The sequence below is a fragment of the Streptomyces sp. NPDC031111 genome (genome assembly GCF_055570675.1).
Genome location: NZ_JBVIGS010000011.1, coordinates 107,483 through 129,113 on the forward strand (window position 1 = coordinate 107,483; position 21,631 = coordinate 129,113).

At 70.4% G+C, this 21,631-nt stretch carries 16 protein-coding genes and 1 tRNA gene; 12 read left to right on the top strand and 5 right to left on the bottom strand.

What is annotated here, in order from left to right:
- Positions 1–1,755 carry a lytic transglycosylase domain-containing protein gene (locus ACZ470_RS23090; RefSeq protein WP_468429908.1) on the bottom strand — a complete coding sequence of 585 codons (1,755 nt, stop codon included), beginning with the start codon at positions 1,753–1,755 and terminating at the stop codon, positions 1–3.
- A 265-nt stretch (positions 1,756–2,020) separates the two neighbouring features.
- Here ACZ470_RS23090 and ACZ470_RS23095 point away from each other — a divergent pair, with 265 nt between their 5' ends.
- A complete protein-coding gene (locus tag ACZ470_RS23095; RefSeq protein ID WP_468429910.1) occupies positions 2,021–2,878 on the top strand; it encodes a DUF4184 family protein in 858 nt (285 codons plus the stop codon).
- Here the strand turns inward: ACZ470_RS23095 and ACZ470_RS23100 are convergent.
- Positions 2,802–3,233: a hypothetical protein gene (locus ACZ470_RS23100; RefSeq protein ID WP_468429912.1), complete on the bottom strand. Its 432-nt coding sequence runs from the start codon at positions 3,231–3,233 to the stop codon at positions 2,802–2,804. The genes ACZ470_RS23095 and ACZ470_RS23100 overlap by 77 nt on opposite strands.
- A gap of 858 nt (positions 3,234–4,091) precedes the next feature.
- Complete coding sequence (polA, locus tag ACZ470_RS23105; RefSeq protein ID WP_468429913.1) at positions 4,092–6,821, bottom strand: DNA polymerase I; 2,730 nt, start codon at positions 6,819–6,821, stop codon at positions 4,092–4,094.
- Between the two features lie 323 nt (positions 6,822–7,144).
- Here polA and ACZ470_RS23110 point away from each other — a divergent pair, with 323 nt between their 5' ends.
- The 9 genes from ACZ470_RS23110 (at position 7,145) to ACZ470_RS23150 (ending at position 17,110) form a co-directional block, all read left to right on the top strand.
- Complete coding sequence (locus ACZ470_RS23110) at positions 7,145–9,424, top strand: FdhF/YdeP family oxidoreductase (protein ID WP_468429915.1); 2,280 nt, start codon at positions 7,145–7,147, stop codon at positions 9,422–9,424.
- Between the two features lie 52 nt (positions 9,425–9,476).
- Entirely contained in the window at positions 9,477–9,959 is a 483-nt protein-coding gene (locus ACZ470_RS23115; RefSeq protein WP_468429917.1) for a hotdog fold thioesterase, read from the top strand.
- Positions 9,960–10,044: 85 nt separating this feature from the next.
- Complete coding sequence (locus ACZ470_RS23120; RefSeq protein ID WP_468429918.1) at positions 10,045–10,479, top strand: hypothetical protein; 435 nt, start codon at positions 10,045–10,047, stop codon at positions 10,477–10,479.
- On the top strand, positions 10,476–11,078 hold the full coding sequence (locus ACZ470_RS23125) for a Tat pathway signal sequence domain protein (RefSeq protein WP_468429920.1): 603 nt from the start codon (positions 10,476–10,478) through the stop codon (positions 11,076–11,078). The genes ACZ470_RS23120 and ACZ470_RS23125 overlap by 4 nt, the downstream gene beginning before the upstream one ends.
- Before the next feature lie 287 nt (positions 11,079–11,365).
- Positions 11,366–12,601, top strand: coding sequence for a branched-chain amino acid ABC transporter substrate-binding protein (locus ACZ470_RS23130; RefSeq protein WP_468429922.1), 1,236 nt, complete (start codon positions 11,366–11,368; stop codon positions 12,599–12,601).
- Positions 12,602–12,715: 114 nt separating this feature from the next.
- Complete coding sequence (locus ACZ470_RS23135; RefSeq protein WP_468429923.1) at positions 12,716–13,648, top strand: branched-chain amino acid ABC transporter permease; 933 nt, start codon at positions 12,716–12,718, stop codon at positions 13,646–13,648.
- Between the two features lie 5 nt (positions 13,649–13,653).
- On the top strand, positions 13,654–15,480 hold the full coding sequence (locus tag ACZ470_RS23140) for a branched-chain amino acid ABC transporter permease (RefSeq protein ID WP_468429925.1): 1,827 nt from the start codon (positions 13,654–13,656) through the stop codon (positions 15,478–15,480).
- 5 nt (positions 15,481–15,485) lie between these two features.
- On the top strand, positions 15,486–16,397 hold the full coding sequence (locus tag ACZ470_RS23145) for an ABC transporter ATP-binding protein (RefSeq protein ID WP_468429927.1): 912 nt from the start codon (positions 15,486–15,488) through the stop codon (positions 16,395–16,397).
- Positions 16,394–17,110 (top strand): ABC transporter ATP-binding protein, encoded by a 717-nt coding sequence (locus tag ACZ470_RS23150; protein WP_468429929.1) that lies wholly within the window; start codon positions 16,394–16,396, stop codon positions 17,108–17,110. Before ACZ470_RS23145 ends, ACZ470_RS23150 begins: the two co-directional genes overlap by 4 nt.
- A 66-nt stretch (positions 17,111–17,176) precedes the next feature.
- Here ACZ470_RS23150 and ACZ470_RS23155 read toward each other — a convergent pair whose 3' ends face one another.
- Entirely contained in the window at positions 17,177–17,833 is a 657-nt protein-coding gene (locus ACZ470_RS23155; RefSeq protein ID WP_468429931.1) for an ANTAR domain-containing response regulator, read from the bottom strand.
- Positions 17,834–17,938: 105 nt separating this feature from the next.
- Between ACZ470_RS23155 and ACZ470_RS23160 the strand changes: the two genes are divergently transcribed.
- Positions 17,939–18,011 (top strand) — tRNA-Leu (locus tag ACZ470_RS23160).
- Positions 18,012–18,112: 101 nt separating this feature from the next.
- Here the strand turns inward: ACZ470_RS23160 and pyk are convergent.
- Positions 18,113–19,549 (bottom strand): pyruvate kinase, encoded by a 1,437-nt coding sequence (pyk, locus tag ACZ470_RS23165; RefSeq protein WP_468429933.1) that lies wholly within the window; start codon positions 19,547–19,549, stop codon positions 18,113–18,115.
- Between the two features lie 261 nt (positions 19,550–19,810).
- Between pyk and ACZ470_RS23170 the strand changes: the two genes are divergently transcribed.
- Complete coding sequence (locus tag ACZ470_RS23170; protein ID WP_468429935.1) at positions 19,811–21,616, top strand: bifunctional metallophosphatase/5'-nucleotidase; 1,806 nt, start codon at positions 19,811–19,813, stop codon at positions 21,614–21,616.
- Positions 21,617–21,631 lie beyond the last annotated feature (15 nt).

Below are 21,631 nucleotides of genomic sequence, written 5' to 3' on the forward strand. Positions count from 1 at the left end.
TCAGGCGGTGGGGCTCGCCGACGGGCTGGTGGACGGGGCCGGGGACTCCGTCGTGGCCGCCGCCACGGTCAGTTCGACCGTGAGGGTCGCGCCGCCCGCGGTGGTGATGCGGAGCAGGAACGTGCCGGCGGTGTCGTCCGCGTACAGCTGCGGCAGCTTCAGCAGACCGTTCGCGTCCGTCTTCAGGCCGCTCAGGGTGCGGACGGCCTTGCCGTCGGCGTCCTTGAAGTAGGGACCCTTGTCGTTCGCTGTCGAGTCGTCGGCGGACGTGACGAGCGTCGCGGTGGCGGCGACCTTGTCGGCGACCGCGCCGTCGTACGTGGCCTTCACCTCGACCGCGTCCGCGAACTCGCCGCCCGGGGTGCAGGTCAGCGCCGTGTTGCTGGTGCGGACGAGGGTGTCGGCGGCGCGCTCGGTGACGGTCGCCTTGTAGGCGACGCCCTTGACCGAGCGGCCGACCACGGTGGCCTGGACGGCGACGGGGCCGGTCTTCTCGCCCGCCTTCAGCGCGGGGGCCACGGCGACGCCCGAGCTGTTGGTGACGACGGTGGCCACGCTCTCGCCGCCGGTGAAGGTGGTGTCGGTGTCGCCGATGACGGTGAACCGGATCCGCACCTTGGCCACCGCCTTGCCGGCGTCCGTCTCCGCGCGGGCGCTGATCCGCTCGGTGAACGTGTCGCCCGCCATCGCCGTGAGCTGCCCGGTGCCGGCGTCCTCGAGGTGGTGCACCGTGTCGGTGGGCGTGGGCGTGGGGGTGGGCGTCGGGGTGGGTGTGGTGCTGGGCGGCGGGGTGGTGCTGGGCGGCGGGGTGCTCGGGCGGCCGTCGGACGGCGGCTTGGGGCTCGAACTGGAGCCGGACGGCCTGTTGCCCCCGGTGCCGGCCGTCGGCGAGCCGCCCGGCCGCGTCGGGGAGACACGGTCGTCGCTGCGGTCCACCGGCAGCGTGCCGGTGCCGTCCGGGATCTCGTGGGTGCCCTTGCGGTAGTACTCCAGCCACGACAGGACGGTGTTCAGATAGTCCGTCGAGTGGTTGTAGCTGAGGATCGCCTTGTTCAGGTCGCGCTGGTCGGACAGGTCCCAGCCGAAACGGCACAGGTAGTGGCCGGCGGCGAGGGCGGCGTCGTAGATGTTGTTGGGGTCGTCGCGGCCGTCGCCGTTGCCGTCGCGGCCCGCCCACTCCCAGGTGGAGGGGATGAACTGCATGGGGCCGACGGCCTGGTCGTAGGTGCTGTTGCCGTCGTAGGCACCGTTGTCGGTGTCCTTGATGAGGGCGAAGCCGTTGCCGTCGAGCTGGGGGCCGAGGATGGGCGAGACGGTGGTGCCGTCGGCGGTGACGCGTCCGCCGCGGGCCTGGCCCGACTCCACCTTGCCGATGGCGGCGAGGAGTTGCCAGGGCAGGTTGCAGCCGGGCTTCTTCTCGCGGAGCGTGGCCTCGGCCTTCTTGTAGGCGTCGAGGACGGTCGCGGGGATGCCGGCCTCCGCCGCGCCGGGCGTGTCCGTGCCGGTGCTCGCGGACGGGGAGGGGTTGGGGCTGTTGAGCGGCGGCAGGTCCGTGTAGTAGGGCGAGTTGCCGGTCGCGCCGGTGCCCTCGGGAGTCCCGTCGGGTGACGGTGTGGCGTCGGTGGCGGACTGTCTGCCCTGGCCGTCGACCGTCACGCCCGGAGCCTGGGACGCGGAAAGGGCCGCGACGGCCGCCGCTGCCACGGCGGTGGTTGCCGCTCCCTTGCGCAGCCTCCTGCCGAAATGCGCCGCCATAGAGTGAACCCCTCCCGTGGACGCCGTGGCGTCCGTCAGCCCTGTGTTGTGTTCGCCCTGTTGTGACGATCTCCCCGCCCCGCTGGTTGCCCTCTCGCGGACGTCCGGCAGGACGACGCTCGCGACCCTACGACAACTTCCTTTGCTCGGACACCCGTTCATGCCCGATATTCACCGCTTCGCCACGTTCGCTCGTCCCGCATACTGGGGTCTGATGATCACCAGGGCCTGTCGGCCCGGCCAATCGCTGCCATGAGGAGCCGAGTTGCCGTTCACGCTGAGCCATGCGGCGGCAGTGCTGCCCGCCGTGCGCACGGACGGGAGCGGGCGGGGTTCCCTGGTTCCCGCCGCGCTGGTCGCGGGGAGCTTCGCTCCCGACATGACGTATTACGCGGCGAGTGTCCTGTCGGGGGCGATGGAGTTCGGTGACGTCACCCACGCGTTCCCGGGTGTGTTCACGGTCGATGTGCTCATCGCCTGGGCGCTGGTGGGGCTGTGGCTGCTGCTGCGGGAACCGTTGGTGGCGCTGCTGCCCCGGGCCCGGCAGGGACGGGTCGCGGCGCTCCTGCGGTGCGGTGCGCCGCGGGCACGCGTGCGGCCGTCGCTGGTGGCGCGCTGGTACGTCTCCGCCGTGCTGGGCGCGTTGACGCATGTGGTCTGGGACGCGTTCACGCATCTCGACCGGTGGGGGATGCGGGTGTTTCCCGTGCTGGGCGAGAAGGTGGCGGGGTCGCCTCTGTACTGGTACCTCCAGTACGGCGGTTCGGCGGTGGCGGCGGTCGTGATCGCGATGTTCGTCGCGCGTGCACTGCGGCGGACGCCGGCCGGCGCGGGGCTGCCCTCAGGGGTGCCGTTGCTGTCCGGCGGGGACCGGTGGTGGGCCGTCGCGCTGCTTGGCGGGTGCGCGGTGGTGGGGGCGGTGCAGCGGGCCTCGCGGTGGTGGGACTACTGGGGCTCGACCGCGAAGCCCTGGGAACTGATTCCGTCCGTGTGCTTCGGCGCGGGTGCGGGGCTCGCGCTCGCGCTGCCGTTGTACGCGGTGGCCGTCAGGGTGTGGCGTCCGGCCACGGAGGGCCCGGTGGGCGACGGTACGCGGCGGCCGAGCCGTACGGCCGCACGCTGAGGGTGTCGCCGGCCGCGACGAACACGGTGACGGTGCGGACGGGGCGGGGCCGGGGCAGCAGGGTGAGTACGAGGGTGAGGTAGGCGCGGGTCAGTTCGGCCCACAGACGCCAGGGCGGCTGCTCGCCCCGGTGCGGTGCGGGGGTGGGGGTGCGTTCGGTTCCCCACCGGCCGTCGGTGATGCGTCGGCCGAGGTCCACGGTGGCGTTCCGCAGGGCGGTCGCGAGGGTGGCGGGGGTGCGGGCGGTACTTGCGGCGGCCGCGAAAACCGGAACCGGCGGAAACGCCTCGAGGGTGGGTCCGTCGGCGTCGGCCCGCGGGGATGCCGCGCTGCGGTGAAGCATGCGTATACCCATGCATGGCATGTTGTCCGGCCGACCGGACGGCGGCGCTTCTGCGGGGGCCACGCGAGTGAAGGTTCCCTCCGGGGGTGGGCCGGTGAGTTTGCGCCAGCCGCGCGTCTGGGCGGGGCCTGCCCCGGAAGGCCCTGACCGGCGGTCGGCCGCGCCGCTGTGCCCCCGCCGGGGGTTCGGGCCGGCTCGGCACCGCCGGGATGCGCCGTCGCGGCGGCGCGCCGTTGCGGCGGAAAGTTGTGCGGCTAGCCCGCCGCACAGCACGGGACCCTCTCCCCCGGGAGCAGCGGCTCGCCGGCGCGGCGGGGACATGGCGGCGGGCCCGGCCGTACAGGGGCAGACGCTCCCCCGGAGCTACCGCCCGGCAACCGGACGCCACGCGGCGACCCGCCGGGGTTCGGGCCGGCTCGGCACCGCCGGGATGCGCCGTCGCGGCGGCGCGCCGCTGCGGCGGAAATTGTGCGGCTAGCCGGCCGCACAGCACGGGACCCTCTCCCCGGGAGCAGCGGCTCGCCGGCGCGGCGGGGACAGGGCGGCGGGCCCGGCCGCGCAGGGGCAGGACGCTCCCCGGAGCTACCGCCCGGCAACCGGACGCCACGCGGCGACCCGCCGGGGTTCGGGCCGGCTCCGCACCGCCGGGATGCGCCGTTGCGGCGGAAATTGTGCGGCTAGCCGGCCGCACAGCGGCGGGACCCTCCCCCGGGAGCAGCGGCGCGGCGGGGACAGGGCCGCGGGCCTCAGCCGAACAGCGACGGGACCCCTCCCCCGGGAGCAGGGCGCGGCGGGCCCCGGCCGTGCAGGGCCGGGCGCCGGCAGCCGGGTGGGGCGAGGAGCACGTGGTTCCTCGCCCCGGTGCTTGGGTCAGTGGGCTGCTGACTCCCAGTCGGGGCCCGCGCCCACCGAGACGCCCAGGGGGACTCGCAGCTGGACCGCGTTCGCCATTTCCTGGCGGACCAGGTCCTCCACCCGGGAGCGCTCGCCGGGGGCCAGCTCCAGGACGATTTCGTCGTGGACCTGGAGGAGCATGCGGGAGTTCAGGTCCGCCTCGCGCAGGGCGCGGTCCACGTTCAGCATGGCGATCTTGACGATGTCCGCCGCCGTGCCCTGGATCGGCGCGTTCAGCGCCATGCGCTCCGCCGCCTCGCGACGCTGGCGGTTGTCGCTGTTGAGGTCGGGGAGATAGCGGCGGCGGCCGAACAGCGTCGCCGTGTAGCCCGTCGCCCGCGCTTCGGCGACGACCCGCTGCAAGTAGTCCCGGACGCCGCCGAACCGCTCGAAGTACGCGTCCATCAGGGCGCGGGCCTCCGCCGCCTCGATGTTCAGCTGCTGGGAGAGGCCGAAGGCCGACAGCCCGTACGCCAGGCCGTACGACATCGCCTTGATCTTGCGGCGCATCTCCGCGTCCACCGCGGACTGCTCGACCGAGAACACCTGCGCGGCCGCCGTGGTGTGCAGGTCCTCGCCCGAGGTGAACGCCTCGATGAGGCCGGCGTCCTCGGAGAGGTGCGCCATCACGCGCAGTTCGATCTGGCTGTAGTCGGCGGTGAGGAGGGACTCGAAGCCTTCCCCGACCACGAAGCCGCGGCGGATCGCGCGGCCCTCGTCCGTACGGACCGGGATGTTCTGGAGGTTGGGGTCCGTCGAGGAGAGACGGCCCGTCGCGGCGACCGTCTGGTTGAACGTGGTGTGGATGCGGCCGTCCGCGGCGATCGTCTTGATCAGGCCCTCGACGGTGACACGCAGCTTCGCCTGCTCACGGTGGCGGAGCATGATCACCGGCAGTTCGTTGTCGGTCTGGGTGGCGAGCCAGGCCAGGGCGTCGGCGTCCGTGGTGTAGCCGGTCTTCGTCTTCTTGGTCTTCGGCAGCGCCAGCTCCCCGAAGAGGACCTCCTGGAGCTGCTTGGGCGAGCCCAGGTTGAACTCGTGCCCCGCCGCCGCGTGCGCCTCCTTCACCGCCTGCTGCACGGCGCCCGCGAACATCTGCTCCATGGCCTGGAGGTGCTCCCGGTCCGCCGCGATGCCGTGCCGCTCCATGCGGGCGAGCAGCGCGGAGGTGGGCAGCTCCATGTCGCGGAGCAGGTCCGCCGCGCCCACGTCCGCCAGCCGGCCCTCGAAGGCCTCACCGAGATCGAGGATGGCGCGGGCCTGCACCATCAGCGCCTCGGCCTCCGCGCCGTCGTCCGCGCCGAAGGCCAGCTGGCCGTCGGGGGCGGCGGCGGGGGCCAGCTCGCGGTGCAGATACTCCAGGGACAGCGCGTCCAGGTCGAAGGAGCGGCGGCCCGGCTTCACCAGGTACGCGGCGAGCGCGGTGTCCATGGTGACGCCCTCGACGCTCCAGCCGTGCTCGGCGAAGACCCGCATCGCGCCCTTGGCGTTGTGGAACACCTTGGGGCGGTCCGCGTCGGCGAGCCAGTCGGCGAACGCCCGCTCGTCGGTCTCGTCCAGCTCGGACGGGTCGAACCAGGCGGCCGGGCCCGTGGACGTCGCCAGCGCGATCTCGGCGACCGAGCCGCTGCCGAGCGCCCAGGTGTCGACGGTGGCGACGCCGAGGGGGCCGGTGCCGTGCTCGCCGAGCCAGGGGGCGAGCTCGCCGGCGCCCAGCACGGTGCCGTCCAGCTCCACGCCGTCCGCGACCACGGGGGTGGCCTCGGCCTCCTCCGCGCCCGGGTCGACGGCGAACAGCCGCTCGCGCAGCGACGGGTTCCGGATCTCCAGGGTGTCCAGGATCACCGCCACGGCCTTGCGGTCGTAGGCGGTCCGCTCCAGGTCGGGGACGCCCTTGGTCAGCTCGACCCGGCGCTCCAGCTCGGTGAGGCGGCGGTTGAGCTTGACGGACTCCAGGTGGTCGCGCAGGTTCTGCCCGGCCTTGCCCTTGACCTCGTCGACGCGCTCGACCAGCTCGGCGAAGGAACCGAACTGGTTGATCCACTTCGCGGCGGTCTTCTCGCCGACGCCGGGGATGCCGGGCAGGTTGTCCGACGGGTCGCCGCGCAGCGCCGCGAAGTCGGGGTACTGGGCGGGCGTCAGTCCGTACTTCTCGAAGACCTTCTCCGGGGTGAAGCGGGTCAGCTCGGAGACGCCCTTGGTCGGGTACAGCACCGTGGTGTGCTCGGAGACCAGCTGGAAGGAGTCCCGGTCACCGGTGACGATCAGCACCTCGAAGCCCTCGGCCTCGGCCTGGGTGGCGAGGGTGGCGATGATGTCGTCCGCCTCGAAGCCCTCGACGGCGAAGCGCTCGGCGTTCATGGCGTCGAGGAGCTCGCCGATCAGCTCGACCTGGCCCTTGAACTCGTCGGGGGTCTTGGAGCGGTTCGCCTTGTACTCGGTGAACTCCTCCGAGCGCCACGTCTTGCGGGAGACGTCGAAGGCGACGGCGAAGTGTGTGGGTGCCTCGTCACGCAGGGTGTTGGCCAGCATCGACGCGAAGCCGTAGATCGCGTTCGTCGGCTGGCCCGTCGCGGTGGTGAAGTTCTCCGCGGGCAGCGCGAAGAACGCGCGGTATGCGAGCGAGTGCCCGTCCATGAGCATCAGTCGGGGGCGGGGGTCGCCGGGGGGCTGGGGGTCGGTCTTCTTCGATGCTGTCTCTGCCACGTGTCCGATCCTGCCACGTGGCACTGACAGTCGGTCCCGTCGGCGGACGGTGGGATGGATTCGCCCCCGCCGCCCCTTCCCGTCCCGTCCCCGGGGCTGCGCCCCGGACCCCCGTCGGCCCTGCGGGCCTCGTCCCTGAACGCCGCACCGGCTGAGTGCGCGGGCCTCGTCCCTGAACGCCGGACCGGCTGAGTGCGCGGGCCTCGTCCCTAAACGCCGGGCGGGCCGAATGCGCGGGCCTTGTGAGCGGGTGCCGGAGGGGAGGGGGGGGCGTGGCAGGATCGGAGATCTACCTCACACGTGTGCGTGAACAGGAGTGCGCGATGGCAACGAAGCCGCCCAAGGGTGATCCGGTTCAGGACGCGCCGCAGGTCGCCGGGCCGAAGCGCGCGGCCGCCGGGCTTCCCGCGATCGGCCACACCCTGCGGATGGCCCAGCAGCAGATGGGCGTGAGGCGCACCGCGCTGACGCTGCTCAGCGTCAACCAGAAGGACGGCTTCGACTGCCCGGGCTGCGCCTGGCCGGAGCCGGAGCACCGGCACAAGGCGGAGTTCTGCGAGAACGGCGCGAAGGCCGTGGCCGAGGAGGCCACCCTGCGCCGGGTCACGCCGGAGTTCTTCGCCGCGCACCCGGTCACGGACCTGGCCGGCCGCAGCGGCTACTGGCTGGGGCAGCAGGGCCGGCTGACGCATCCCATGTACCTCCCCGAGGGCGGCGAGCACTACGAGCCGGTCACCTGGGAGCGGGCCTTCGACATCGTCGCGGAGGAGATCGCCGCCCTCGGCTCCCCGGACGAGGCCGTCTTCTACACCTCCGGGCGCACCAGCAACGAGGCCGCCTTCCTCTACCAGCTGTTCGCGCGGCAGCTCGGCACCAACAACCTGCCCGACTGCTCCAACATGTGCCACGAGTCCTCCGGCTCGGCCCTGTCGGAGACGATCGGCGTCGGCAAGGGCAGCGTCCTGCTGGAGGACCTCCACAAGGCCGACCTGATCATCGTCGCGGGACAGAACCCCGGCACCAACCACCCGCGCATGCTGTCGGCGCTGGAGAAGGCCAAGGAGAACGGCGCGCGGATCGTCAGCGTCAACCCGCTGCCCGAGGCGGGCCTGGAGCGCTTCAAGAACCCGCAGACCGCGAAGGGGCTCACCGCCGGCGCCGCCCTGACCGACCTGTTCCTCCAGATCCGCATCGGCGGCGACCAGGCCCTGTTCCGCCTCCTCAACAAGCTGATCCTGGACACGCCCGGCGCGGTCGACGAGGAGTTCGTGCGGGAACACACCCACGGCTACGAGGAGTTCGCGGAGGCCGCGCGGGCCGCCGACTGGGACGGGACGCTCACCGCGACCGGGCTCACGCGCGGGGACATCGAGCGGTGTCTGCGGATGGTCCTGGAGTCGAAGCGGGTCATCGTGTGCTGGGCGATGGGTCTCACCCAGCACAAGCACTCCGTGCCCATGATCCGCGAGGTCGTCAACTTCCTTCTGCTGCGCGGCAACATCGGCCGCCCGGGTGCGGGCGTCTGCCCGGTGCGCGGCCACTCGAACGTGCAGGGCGACCGCACCATGGGCATCTTCGAGCGGCCGGCTCCGGCGTTCCTGGACGCCCTGGAGAAGGAGTTCGGTTTCGAGCCGCCGCGCGAGCACGGCTACGACGTCGTACGGGCCATCCGCGCGCTGCGCGACGGAAAGGCGAAGGTCTTCTTCGCCATGGGCGGCAACTTCGTCTCCGCCTCCCCCGACACGGAGGTCACCGAGGCGGCGATGCGCCGGGCCCGGCTGACGGTGCACGTGTCGACCAAGCTGAACCGCTCGCACGCCGTCACCGGCGCGCGTGCCCTGATCCTGCCGACCCTGGGCCGGACAGAACGCGATCTCCAGGGCGGCGGCGAGCAGTTCGTGACCGTCGAGGACTCCATGGGCATGGTGCACGCCTCCCGTGGCCGGCTGGAGCCCGCGAGCGCCCACCTGCTGTCCGAGCCGGCCATCGTGTGCCGGCTGGCCCGCCGCGTTCTCGGCGAGAGCAGCACGGTGCCGTGGGAGGAGTTCGAGAAGGACTACGCGACGATCCGCGACCGCATCGCGCGGGTGATCCCCGGCTTCGAGGACTTCAACGCGCGCGTGGCCCGCCCGGGAGGTTTCGCGCTCCCCCACGCCCCGCGCGACGAACGCCGTTTCCCCACCGCCACCGGCAAGGCCAACTTCACCGCCGCGCCGGTGGAGTACCCCGAGTTGCCGAAGGGCCGGCTGCTGCTCCAGACGCTGCGCTCGCACGACCAGTACAACACCACGATCTACGGGCTCGACGACCGCTACCGGGGGATCAGGAACGGCCGGCGGGTGGTGCTGGTGAACCCGGAGGACGCACGGGAGCTGGCACTCGTGGACGGGGCTTACGTCGATCTGGTCGGCGAGTGGAAGGACGGCGTGGAGCGCAGGGCGCCCGGCTTCCGTGTCGTGCACTATCCGACGGCGCGCGGGTGTGCGGCGGCGTACTACCCGGAGACCAACGTGCTGGTGCCGCTGGACGCCACCGCGGACACCAGCAACACCCCGGCCAGCAAGTCCGTCGTGGTGCGTCTGGAACAATCGGCGACCGACTGAGCGTTCGCTCAGCAGACAGCCGTACCGACGCACGACGAATGGAGCCGGGCCCATGGGAGAGCAGCAGCAGGTGAAGTTCCCGCAGGAGGTCATCGACGAGTACGCCGCGCTCGGTGTGGACCTTCCGGCGCTGTTCTCCGCGGGTCACCTGGGCACGCGCATGGGCGTGCAGATCCTGGAGGCCTCGGCGGAGCGGGTCGTGGGGACGATGCCGGTGGAGGGCAACACCCAGCCGTACGGGCTGCTGCACGGCGGCGCCTCCGCCGTGCTGGCGGAGACGCTGGGGTCGGTGGGGTCGATGCTGCACGGCGGCAGCTCCAAGATCGCGGTCGGTGTCGACCTCAACTGCACGCATCACCGCGGTGTCCGCTCCGGTCTGGTCACCGGGGTCGCCACGCCGGTGCACCGGGGTCGGTCCACGGCGACGTACGAGATCGTCATCGCCGACGAGGCGGACAAGCGGGTGTGCACCGCGCGGCTGACCTGCCTGCTGCGGGACCTGAAGCCCGGCGACGGCGAACAGGCCGCGGGCTGACGGCTGTTGGGGCGCGGGGTGCCACGGTGCACCCCGCGCTCCTTCGCCATTGCCTCCTGGCCACCGGCGCCCTAGCGTTCGGGACATGCGACGGGGAGGCACCTCTCGGGCGCGGGCGGGGGCGTGGGCCGCGCCCTTCGCGGCCGTGCTGCTGGCGGGCTTGACGGTGACCGGCTGCGGCGCGACGGATTCCGGCCACGCGGGCCGGACCCCCTCGGCCGGAGCGAACGGCGGGGGCACGGCCTCGCCGTCACCGCGGGTGACGTCCGACGAGGACCTGTGCGCGCGGCTCGTCGGCCACTGGTCGCGCGAGGTGCTGGACGGTCGCGCCTATGGCGACTACCAGTCCATGGGACTGTCCGGCGGGCAGTACGACATCCTCCGCGAGGTGGTCGATTCCGCCCGTGCGGCCCAGCGCCAAGGGAGGGCGGATCTCGGTCAGTTGATCGACCGTGAGGCGCGCGAGGGGTGCGTCGAGTGGTATCGCGCCGGCGGGCCGGGCAAGGGGCCCTGGCGGTGAGCGGGGTCGGTCCGGTGGAGCCGGGCGAGGGCACGCACGTCAGCACGGTCCCGTTGGCGCCCCGGCCTCAACGCGGAACGTTGGCAGGGCACTTCGAGCGGCACCGCAGGGCCACGCTCGGCGCACTCCTCACCTCGGCCGTCCTCGCGGGCAGCGGCTATCTCTACGTCACCCGGCCCCGCCCCGAACCGCCTCCGCCGACGCCGTTCCCGAGCCAGGTGACCGCGGTCGAATACCTGAATCCGCAGGCCACAAGCACCGGAACCGAGCCGCGGGTCTTTTCCTTCGACGTGGAGGTGATCGTGGAATCCGGCCCTCCGGTTACCGTCACCCGGATTTCCCAGCCGTACCCCGGCCTGTCCGTGACATCCAGCCCGCACACTCCTTTCCGGACAAAAGCAGGATCTCCCCGCAAGATCACTATCGCCATGCGGGTGGCGGAATGCGGAAAAGTGCCACGGAACGTCGGACTCCCTTTCCTGGACGTAACTTTGCGTAATACGCGCGCAATCCAGATGCACAGCTTCATCCTGGGGTCCCAGTACGCACAGGACCTCTCCCACGCCCTGCAAGTAGCTTGCGGCAACGACCTGGGGTAATCACCAAAACACCCGAGACACCTGAACCGACCTCGCCGGGTCCTGCGGTTTCTCAGCATCCGGACAGGGCAAAACGGCGAGAATTCCGCCGTTCCCCCCACTCAGTACCGCTCTGCAATACGTCGTGTCATAACAAGAGCGTCACAGCCTTGGCCAGAGTCTCCTCCGCATTCCCCACCCCCGCTTAGAGTCACGGCCAGTCACCGCGCCGCCCGATTCACACGTCGGCCCAGCGCTCGACTCGGCCGTTCCACCGGGAAGCGGCTGTCAGGGGAAAGGACTGGATCGTGCGTCAACGTTCGCTCATCGCCATCACCGCCGCTCTGGCGGCGGGAGCACTCACCCTCACCGCCTGCGGCTCACGCGACGAGGACGGCGGCGGCAGCTCGGACTCCGGCAACGGTGGCACCACCGTCGTCATCGGCGTCGACGCGCCGCTGACCGGTGACCTGTCCGCGCTGGGCCTCGGCATCAAGAACTCCGTGGACCTCGCGGCGAAGACCGCCAACAAGGAGAAGTACGTCGAGGGCGTCACCTTCAAGATCGAAGCCCTCGACGACCAGGGCCAGGCCTCCGTCGGTCAGCAGAACGCCACCAAGCTCGTCGCCAACGACGACGTCCTCGGCGTCGTCGGCCCGCTGAACTCCTCCGTCGGCGAGTCCATGCAGAAGGTCTTCGACACGGCCAAGCTGGTCGAGGTCTCCCCCGCCAACACCAACCCCGCCCTCACCCAGGGCGTGAACTGGCAGAAGGAGAAGGTCCGGCCGTACAAGTCGTACTTCCGCACCGCGACCACGGACGCCATCCAGGGCCCGTTCGCCGCGCAGTACGTCTACAACGACGCCAAGAAGAAGAAGGTCTTCGTCATCGACGACAAGAAGACCTACGGTGCCGGCCTGGCCGCCACCTTCACCGAGGAGTTCAAGAAGCTCGGCGGCCAGGTCGTCGGCACCGAGCACATCAACCCCGAGAGCAAGGACTTCAGCGCGGTCGCCACCAAGGTCAAGAACTCGGGCGCCGACGTCGTCTACTACGGCGGCGAGTACCCGCAGGCCGGCCCGCTGAGCAAGCAGATCAAGGAAGCCGGAGCCAAGATCCCGCTGGTCGGCGGCGACGGCATCTACAGCGCCGACTTCATCAAGCTGTCGGGTGCCGCGGGTACCGGCGACCTCGCCACCTCCGTCGGCGCGCCCGTCGAGGAGCTCCCCTCCGCCAAGGAGTTCGTCGCCAACTACAAGAACGCCGGGTACAAGGAGGCCTACGAGGCCTACGGCGGCTACTCCTACGACTCGGCGTGGGCGATCATCGAGGCCGTCAAGAAGGTCATCGAGGACAACGACGGCAAGCTCCCCGACGACGCCCGCTCCAAGGTCGTCGACGCCATGCAGAACGTCTCCTTCGACGGAGTGACCGGCAAGGTCTCCTTCGACGAGTTCGGTGACGCCACCAACAAGCAGCTCACCGTGTACACGGTCGAGAACGGCGAGTGGGGCACCGTCAAGTCCGGCACCTTCACCGGCTGATCACCGCCCGCACCACTCCCACGAGCCGCGCGGGGCGCTGTTCCACTGGCGCCCCGCGCGGACTCGCATCCGGCCCCATCCGTCGAACATTCCGAAAGTCTCGGAGGACATGCGGTGAACGAACTGCCGCAGCAGCTGGTCAACGGCCTGCTACTGGGATCCATGTACGGCCTGGTCGCCATCGGCTACACAATGGTCTACGGCATTGTCCAGCTCATCAACTTCGCCCACGGCGAGATCTTCATGGTCGGCGCCTTCGGCGCCATCACGGTGCATCTGTACCTCTTGCCCGACGGCACCTCCATCTGGGTGGCGCTGCCCCTGATGCTGATCGGCGCCGTGATCGTCTCGGTGCTGGTCGCCATCGGAGCGGAACGGTTCGCCTACCGCCCCCTGCGCGGCGCGCCCCGCCTGGCCCCGCTCATCACCGCCATCGGACTCTCCCTCGCGCTTCAGCAGGCCGTCTGGGCCTTCTACCCCGAGGCGAAGTCCAAGCTGGCCTTCCCCCAGATCGAAGGCGGCCCGTTCAGCATCGGCAGCGCCACGATCCAGACCGGTGACATCTTCCTCCTCGTCGCCGCCCCCATCAGCATGGGCTTCCTCGCCTACTTCGTGATGCGCACCCGCACCGGGCGTGGCATGCAGGCCACCGCGCAGGACCCGGACACCGCGAAGCTGATGGGCGTCAACACCGACCGCATCATCGTGATCGCCTTCGCCCTCGGCGCGGTCTTCGCCGCCGTGGGAGGCGTCGCCAGCGGTCTCAAGTACGGCCAGATCGACTTCAAGATGGGCTTCATCCTCGGCCTCAAGGCCTTCACCGCGGCGGTCCTCGGCGGCATCGGCAACATCTACGGCGCCATGATCGGCGGTGTGGTCCTCGGCGTCGTCGAGACCCTGGCCACCGCCTACATCGCCGACATCCCCGGCCTGGACAAGTTCGGCAGCCAGTCCTGGGCCGAGGTCTGGGCCTTCATCCTCCTCATCCTCGTGCTGCTGTTCAGGCCACAGGGCCTGCTCGGCGAACGCGTTGCGGACAGGGCGTGACACCGATGACCACACAGACCACCGCCTCCACCCCCGCGGCCACCCCCGCCGCGAAGACGCCCACCGGCCTCATCGGCATCCCCCCGCACATCGGCCGCGCCCTCGCCACCGGCGGCAGCGCCCTCGCCGTCGTCTCCACCTTCCTCGCCTGGACCTGGACCGCCGCGTTCCCCGGCAACCTCACCGTCTACGGCTACCCCGGCGGTCTCCAGGTCCTCGTCCTCGTGGGCGGCGCGCTCGCCACGCTCTTCGGACTCGCCTCCTACGGCGTCAAGGGACTGGGCTGGCTCGCCCCGGCCGGCGCCGACGCGGCCGTCAAGTACGCCGTACTCGGCACCTTCGCCACCGCCTGGTACACCGTCCTCGCGATCAGCTTCGACCTCGGCGGCCTCGTCAACCTCGAGCCCGGCGGCTACATCGTCGCCGCCGCCACCCTGATCGCCCTCCTCGGTGCCCTCGCCCTCCCCTTCGAACGGCCCGAGCCCGACCCGTTCGACCCGGATGACACCGGCTGGGAGCGGTTCAAGCACAACGCCGGCCACAACATGGCCGTCCTGCGGGCGGCCTTCGCCTCCGGCAGCCCGCGCCCCGTGCGCACCCTGCCGTCCTACGTCGAGATCCTGATCATCGTAGGCATCCTCGCCCTCGCCCTGGTGGTCTTCACCTACGGCATCGGCACCGAGTACGACGAACTCTTCGTCGGCTTCCTGATCACCGCCGGCTTCGGCTTCAGCGCGCTCAACCGCTCCGGTCTGATCGCCCACGCCTCGCAGATCACCGCACGGCACCAGAACATCACCGTCTGCGGCGCCTTCATCGCGGCGGCCTGCTTCCCGTTCACCCAGACCGACGACCAGTACGCCACCCTCGGCGTCTACATCCTCATCTTCGCCACCGTCGCCCTGGGTCTGAACATCGTCGTCGGCCTCGCCGGCCTGCTCGACCTCGGTTACGTCGCCTTCCTCGGCGTCGGCGCCTACGCGGCAGCCCTCGTCTCCGGCTCCCCCAGCTCGCCGTTCGGCGTCCACTTCCCCTTCTGGGCCGCCGTGCTCGTCGGAGCCGTGGCCTCCCTGGTCTTCGGTGTGCTGATCGGCGCCCCGACGCTGCGACTGCGCGGCGACTACCTCGCCATCGTCACCCTCGGCTTCGGTGAGATCTTCCGCATCGCGGTCAACAACACCGACGGCACCTCGGGTCCGGACATCACCAACGGCTCCAACGGCATCGCGTCCATCCCGGACCTGAAGATCCTCGGCTTCGACCTCGGGGTCCAGCACGACATCGCCGGCTTCACCATCGGCCGGTTCGCCAACTACTTCTTCCTGATGCTGCTCATCACGGCCGTCGTCGTGCTCGTCTTCCGGCGCAGCGGCGACTCCCGCATCGGCCGCGCCTGGGTCGCCATCCGCGAGGACGAGACCGCGGCGCTCGCCATGGGCATCAACGGCTTCCGGGTCAAGCTCATCGCCTTCGCCGTCGGCGCGACCCTCGCCGGTCTCGCCGGAACCGTCCAGGCGCACGTCACCTACACCGTGACCCCGGAGCAGTACCTGTTCGCCGGCACCACCCCGCCCAACTCCGCCTTCCTGCTCGCCGCGGTCGTCCTCGGCGGCATGGGCACCATCGCCGGACCCCTCATCGGAGCCGCGCTGCTCTTCCTGATCCCCAACAAGCTCCAGTTCCTGGGCGACTTCCAGCTCCTCGCCTTCGGTATCGCGCTCGTCCTGCTGATGCGCTTCCGGCCCGAGGGCCTCATCCCCAACCGGCGGCGCCAACTGGAGTTCCACGAAGAGGCCGAAGCGCCCACAGTCCTGAGCAAGACAGGGGCCTGACCACCATGACCACCGACACCACCACCAAGGACACCGCACCGGGCGCGCCCGCCCCCGGCACCACCGTCCTCGACGCACGCGGCGTCACCATGCGCTTCGGCGGTCTCACCGCCGTCCGCGACGTCGACCTCACCGTCAGCAGCGGCGAGATCGTCGGCCTCATCGGCCCCAACGGCGCCGGCAAGACCACCTTCTTCAACTGCCTCACCGGCCTCTACATCCCCACCGAGGGCGAGGTCCGCTACCGGGGCAAGGTCCTGCCGCCCAAGTCCTTCAAGGTCACGGCCGCAGGCATCGCCCGGACGTTCCAGAACATCCGGCTCTTCGCCAACATGACCGTCCTGGAGAACGTCCTCGTCGGCCGCCACACGCGGACCAAGGAGGGCTTCTGGTCGGCCGTCCTGCGCGGCCCCGGCTTCCACAAGGCCGAGGCGGCCTCCCGCGAACGCGCCATGGAGCTCCTGGAGTTCGTCGGCCTCGACGCCAAGGCCGACCACCTCGCGCGCAACCTCCCCTACGGCGAGCAGCGCAAGCTCGAGATCGCCCGCGCCCTCGCCAGCGAGCCCGGGCTGCTGCTCCTCGACGAGCCCACCGCCGGCATGAACCCCCAGGAGACCCGGGCGGCCGAGGAGCTCATCTTCGCCATCCGCGACCAGGGCATCGCCGTCCTCGTGATCGAGCACGACATGCGGTTCATCTTCAACCTCTGCGACCGCGTCGCCGTCCTCGTCCAGGGCCAGAAGCTCGTCGAGGGGGACCCGGCCACCGTCCAGGGCGACGAGCGCGTCATCGCCGCCTACATCGGTGAACCCATGGAGAACGACCCCGGCGCCGCCGAGGCCGCCGAAGTCGAGGCCGCCGAAGCGGCGGCCGAGGCCACCACGGACGCCGCGCCCGGCAAGGAGAACGACCGATGACCGCACTCCTCGAAGTCGAGGACCTCAAAGTCGCCTACGGCAAGATCCAGGCCGTCAAGGGCATCTCCTTCAGCGTCGACGCCGGCGAAGTGGTCACCCTCATCGGCACCAACGGCGCCGGCAAGACCACCACGCTGCGCACGCTCTCCGGGCTGCTCAAGCCCGTCGGCGGCCAGATCAAGTTCAACGGCAAGTCGCTCAAGAAGATCCCCGCCCACAAGATCGTCTCCCTCGGGCTCGCCCACTCCCCCGAGGGGCGGCACATCTTCCCCCGCATGACCATCGAGGACAACCTCCGCCTCGGTGCCTTCCTCCGCAGCGACAGGGCGGGCATCGAGCAGGACATCCAGCGCGCCTACGACCTCTTCCCCATCCTCGGGGAACGCCGCAAGCAGGCCGCGGGAACCCTCTCCGGCGGAGAGCAGCAGATGCTCGCCATGGGCAGGGCCCTGATGTCCCGGCCCAAGCTCCTCATGCTCGACGAGCCCTCCATGGGTCTCTCGCCGATCATGATGCAGAAGATCATGGCGACCATCTCCGAGCTGAAGTCCCAGGGCACCACCATCCTGCTCGTCGAGCAGAACGCCCAGGCCGCCCTCTCCCTGGCGGACCACGGTCACGTCATGGAGGTCGGCAACATCGTCCTCTCCGGCAGCGGACAGGACCTCCTCCACGACGAGTCGGTCCGCAAGGCCTACCTCGGCGAGGACTGAGCACACGACGAGGCCCGCGCCCCCTGTACGGGGGACGCGGGCCTCTCGCGTGTCGTCGGCCGGAATCTAGCCCTTCGACGCCTTCTTCTCCTCGGCGTCGTCGATGACCGCCTGCGCCACCTGCTGCATCGACATCCGCCGGTCCATCGACGTCTTCTGGATCCACCGGAACGCCGCCGGCTCCGTCAGCCCGTACTGGGTCTGGAGCACCGACTTGGCCCGGTCCACCAGCTTCCGCGTCTCCAGCCGCAGGCTGAGGTCCTTGACCTCGCGCTCCAGCTCCTTCAGCTCGGTGAACCGCGACACGGCCATCTCGATCGCGGGCACGACGTCGCTCTTGCTGAACGGCTTCACCAGATAGGCCATCGCGCCGGCGTCCCGGGCCCGCTCCACCAGGTCGCGCTGCGAGAACGCGGTGAGCATCAGCACCGGGGCGATGCTCTCCTCGGCGATCTTCTCCGCCGCGGAGATGCCGTCCAGCTTCGGCATCTTCACATCGAGGATCACCAGGTCGGGCCGGTGCTCCCGGGCCAGCTCCACGGCCTGCTCGCCGTCGCCGGCCTCACCGACGACGGAGTACCCCTCCTCCTCCAGCATCTCTTTGAGATCGAGCCGGATCAGGGCCTCGTCCTCGGCGATCACGACGCGCGTGGTCATCGGAGGCACGTGCGACTTGTCGTCGTCGGGCACGTCTACAGGCTGGGGCGACTCGGGGGCGCTCACGTGGGCTCCTTGGTGCGGGGCAGACCGGTACTGCTGACAAGAGCGTACCCAGCTGCGGTAAGGTGGGGGCACGGCGGGTGACCGTCGACCTTCGTTTTGCAGGGCGCCCCGGTAGCCCAGCGGTAGAGGCAATGGTCTCAAACACCATCCAGCGTCGGTTCGAATCCGACCCGGGGTACTTTTCCTTTATATCCAAGGTCACCATTTGAGCGCGGATGTCCACCGTTCCGGTGAACATCCGCTTTTGTCGTGCGTGGCGGCGCGCACGCGCCGGCCGGGTCACTTGGGGCTGTCGTCCTCCCCGATGTGGTGGACGCGGACCAGGTTCGTCGAGCCGGAGACCCCCGGCGGGGAGCCCGCCGTGATGACCACCGTGTCGCCCTTCTCGCAGCGGGCGTACTTCAGGAGCAGCTCGTCGACCTGGTCGACCATCGCGTCCGTGGAGTCCACCCGCGGGCCGAGGAAGGTCTCCACCCCCCAGGACACGCTCAGTTGCGAGCGGGTGGCCGGGTCGGGGGTGAAGGCGAGCAGCGGGATCGGGGACCGGTAGCGGGAGAGACGGCGCGCGGTGTCGCCGGACTGGGTGAAGGCGACGAGGAACTTCGCGCCGAGGAAGTCGCCCATCTCCGCCGCCGCGCGGGCCACCGCGCCGCCCTGGGTGCGGGGCTTGTTGCGTTCGGTGAGGGGCGGCAGGCCCTTGGCGAGGATGTCCTCCTCGGCGGCCGCGACGATCCGGGCCATGGTGCGCACGGTTTCGATCGCGTGCTTGCCGACGCTGGTCTCGCCGGAGAGCATCACGGCGTCGGTGCCGTCGATGACGGCGTTGGCGACGTCGGACGCCTCCGCGCGGGTGGGGCGGGCGTTGTCGATCATCGAGTCGAGCATCTGGGTGGCGACGATGACCGGCTTGGCGTTGCGCTTGGCGAGCTTGATGGCGCGCTTCTGGACGATCGGCACCTGTTCGAGGGGCATCTCCACGCCGAGGTCGCCGCGGGCGACCATGATGCCGTCGAAGGCGGCGACGATGTCGTCGATGTTCTCGACGGCCTGCGGCTTCTCGACCTTGGCGATGACGGGGAGGCGGCGGCCCTCCTCGTCCATGATGCGGTGGACGTCCTTGATGTCGCGCCCGCTGCGGACGAAGGACAGGGCGATGACGTCGAAGCCGGTGCGCAGCGCCCAGCGCAGGTCGTCCTCGTCCTTCTTGGAGAGCGCGGGGACGGAGACGGCGACGCCGGGGAGGTTGAGGCCCTTGTGGTCGGAGACCATGCCGCCCTCGACCACGGTGGTGTGGACGCGGGGGCCGTCGACGGCGGTGACCTCGAGGGTGACCTTGCCGTCGTCCACGAGGATGCGCTCGCCGGTGGTGACGTCGGTGGCGAGGCCGGCGTAGGTGGTGCCGCAGATGGTGCGGTCGCCTTCGGTGCCCTCTTCGACCGTGATGGTGAAGGTGTCCCCGCGTTCAAGGAGTACGGGACCCTCGGTGAAGCGGCCGAGACGGATTTTCGGGCCTTGAAGGTCGGCGAGGAGACCGACGCTGCGGCCGGTTTCGTCGGCGGCCTTGCGCACCCGCTGGTAGCGCTCCTCGTGCTCGGCGTGGCCGCCGTGGCTGAGGTTGAATCGGGCGACGTCCATTCCCGCGTCGACCAGTGCCTTGATCTGGTCGTACGTGTCGGTGGCGGGGCCCAGTGTGCAGACGATTTTCGCTCGGCGCATAGGTCGAGCCTAGGGCTTACCGGCCGGTAGCGACTTGGCTGCGCATGACGACTCAACGGCCGGTGGATGAAGGGTTATTGACAAGTGTTGAATTGTGCGCCGGGCCGCTCCGATGAGCATCTCCGGCGCGGCTTCCCGGCTGACGCGGCCGCCGGACACCGGATCGCAACCTGACGGGTCTGGTCCGCGTCGACGTGTTCAGGTCAGAATCATCGGGCGAATCTACGCGCGTTGTTCGTCGTTGTCCGAGGAGAGCCTGACATGCCGTTGAACCGCCGGAAGTTTCTGAAGAGATCCGCCGTCACGGGGGCGGGGGTGGCGCTGGCGGGTGCGGCGGCGGCTCCCGCCGCCGAGGCGGCCGGGGCGGGCCGGGGGAGGAAGCCGGTGAAGCGGTACGCGCTGACCGTGATGGGGACGACCGATCTGCACGGACACGTCTTCAACTGGGACTACTTCAAGGACGCGGAGTACGCGGACGCGACCGGCAACGCGCAGGGCCTGGCCCGGGTGTCGACGCTGGTGGACCAGGTCCGCGAGGAGAAGGGTCGGCACAACACACTGCTGCTGGACGCGGGCGACACCATCCAGGGCACCCCGCTGACGTACTACTTCGCCAAGGTGGACCCGATCACCGCCGAGGGCGGTCCTGTGCATCCGATGGCGCAGGCGATGAACGCCATCGGGTACGACGCGGTGGCGCTCGGAAACCACGAGTTCAACTACGGGATCGAGACGCTGCGCAAGTTCGAGGAGCAGTGCGACTTCCCGCTGCTCGGTGCGAACGCCCTGGACGCGAAGACCCTGAAGCCCGCCTTCCCGCCGTACTTCATCAAGACGTTCCGGGTGAAGGGCGCCCCGCCGGTGAAGGTGGCGGTGCTGGGGCTGACGAACCCCGGTATCGCGATCTGGGACAAGGCGTACGTGCAGGGGAAGCTGACGTTCCCGGGTCTCGAGGAGCAGGCGGCGAAGTGGGTGCCGAAGCTGCGGTCGATGGGCGCGGACGTGGTCGTGGTGTCGGCGCACTCGGGCTCGTCGGGGACGTCGTCGTACGGTGACCAGCTGCCGTACGTGGAGAACGCGGCGGCGAACGTGGCGCGGCAGGTGCCGGGGATCGACGCGATCCTGGTCGGGCACGCCCACCAGGAGATCGCGGAGCTGCGGGTCGTCAACGACGAGACCGGCAAGGAGGTCGTCCTGTCGGAGCCGCTGTGCTACGCGGAGCGGCTGACGCTGTTCGACTTCGAGCTGGTCTTCGAGCGGGGCCGCTGGCAGGTGGAGTCGGTGAAGGCGTCGCTGCGGAACGCGGCCACGGTGGAGGACGACCCGAGGATCACCCGGCTGCTGGGCGACGAGCACGCGCTGGTCGTGAAGTACGTCAATCAGGTGGTGGGGTCGGCCACCGAGACGCTGACGACGGTGGAGGCGCGCTACAAGGACGCCCCGATCATCGACCTGATCAGCAAGGTCCAGGAGGACGTGGTCAAGGCGGCCCTGGCCGGCACCGAGTACGCGTCGCTGCCGGTGCTTTCGCAGGCGTCGCCGTTCTCGCGGACCTCGGAGATCCCGGCCGGCGAGGTGACGATCCGGGACCTGTCGAGCCTGTACGTGTACGACAACACGCTGGTGGCGAAGCTGATGACGGGCGCGCAGGTCCGGGCGTACCTGGAGTACTCGGCGGAGTACTTCGTGCGGACGGACGCCGGTGCGCCGGTGGACGTCGAGAAGCTGACCAACGCGAACGGCCGTCCGGACTACAACTACGACTATGTGTCGGGGCTCCGGTACGACATCGACATCGCGCGGCCGGCCGGGTCGAGGATCACGAACGTCACGTTCGGCGGTGCCCCGCTCGACGACGCCCAGCAGTTCGTGTTCGCGGTGAACAACTACCGGGCGAACGGCGGCGGCGCGTTCCCGCACGTGGCGTCGGCGAAGGAGCTGTGGTCGGAGTCCACGGAGATCCGGACCCGGATCGCGGAGTGGGCGACGGCCAAGGGCGTGCTGGACCCGAAGGACTTCGCGTCCGTGGACTGGAGGCTGACGCGGGACGGCACGCCGGTGTTCTGATCGTCCGCCTTCCGC

Coding starts and splice junctions, on each gene's coding strand:
- ACZ470_RS23120 (WP_468429918.1), top strand. CDS start 10,045: ATGCGACGGGGAGGCACCTCTCGGGCGCGGGCGGGGGCGTGGGCCGCG.
- pyk (WP_468429933.1), bottom strand. CDS start 19,549: ATGCGCCGAGCGAAAATCGTCTGCACACTGGGCCCCGCCACCGACACG.
- ACZ470_RS23140 (WP_468429925.1), top strand. CDS start 13,654: ATGACCACACAGACCACCGCCTCCACCCCCGCGGCCACCCCCGCCGCG.
- ACZ470_RS23145 (WP_468429927.1), top strand. CDS start 15,486: ATGACCACCGACACCACCACCAAGGACACCGCACCGGGCGCGCCCGCC.
- ACZ470_RS23100 (WP_468429912.1), bottom strand. CDS start 3,233: ATGGGTATACGCATGCTTCACCGCAGCGCGGCATCCCCGCGGGCCGAC.
- ACZ470_RS23110 (WP_468429915.1), top strand. CDS start 7,145: ATGGCAACGAAGCCGCCCAAGGGTGATCCGGTTCAGGACGCGCCGCAG.
- ACZ470_RS23090 (WP_468429908.1), bottom strand. CDS start 1,755: ATGGCGGCGCATTTCGGCAGGAGGCTGCGCAAGGGAGCGGCAACCACC.
- ACZ470_RS23170 (WP_468429935.1), top strand. CDS start 19,811: ATGCCGTTGAACCGCCGGAAGTTTCTGAAGAGATCCGCCGTCACGGGG.
- ACZ470_RS23115 (WP_468429917.1), top strand. CDS start 9,477: ATGGGAGAGCAGCAGCAGGTGAAGTTCCCGCAGGAGGTCATCGACGAG.
- ACZ470_RS23150 (WP_468429929.1), top strand. CDS start 16,394: ATGACCGCACTCCTCGAAGTCGAGGACCTCAAAGTCGCCTACGGCAAG.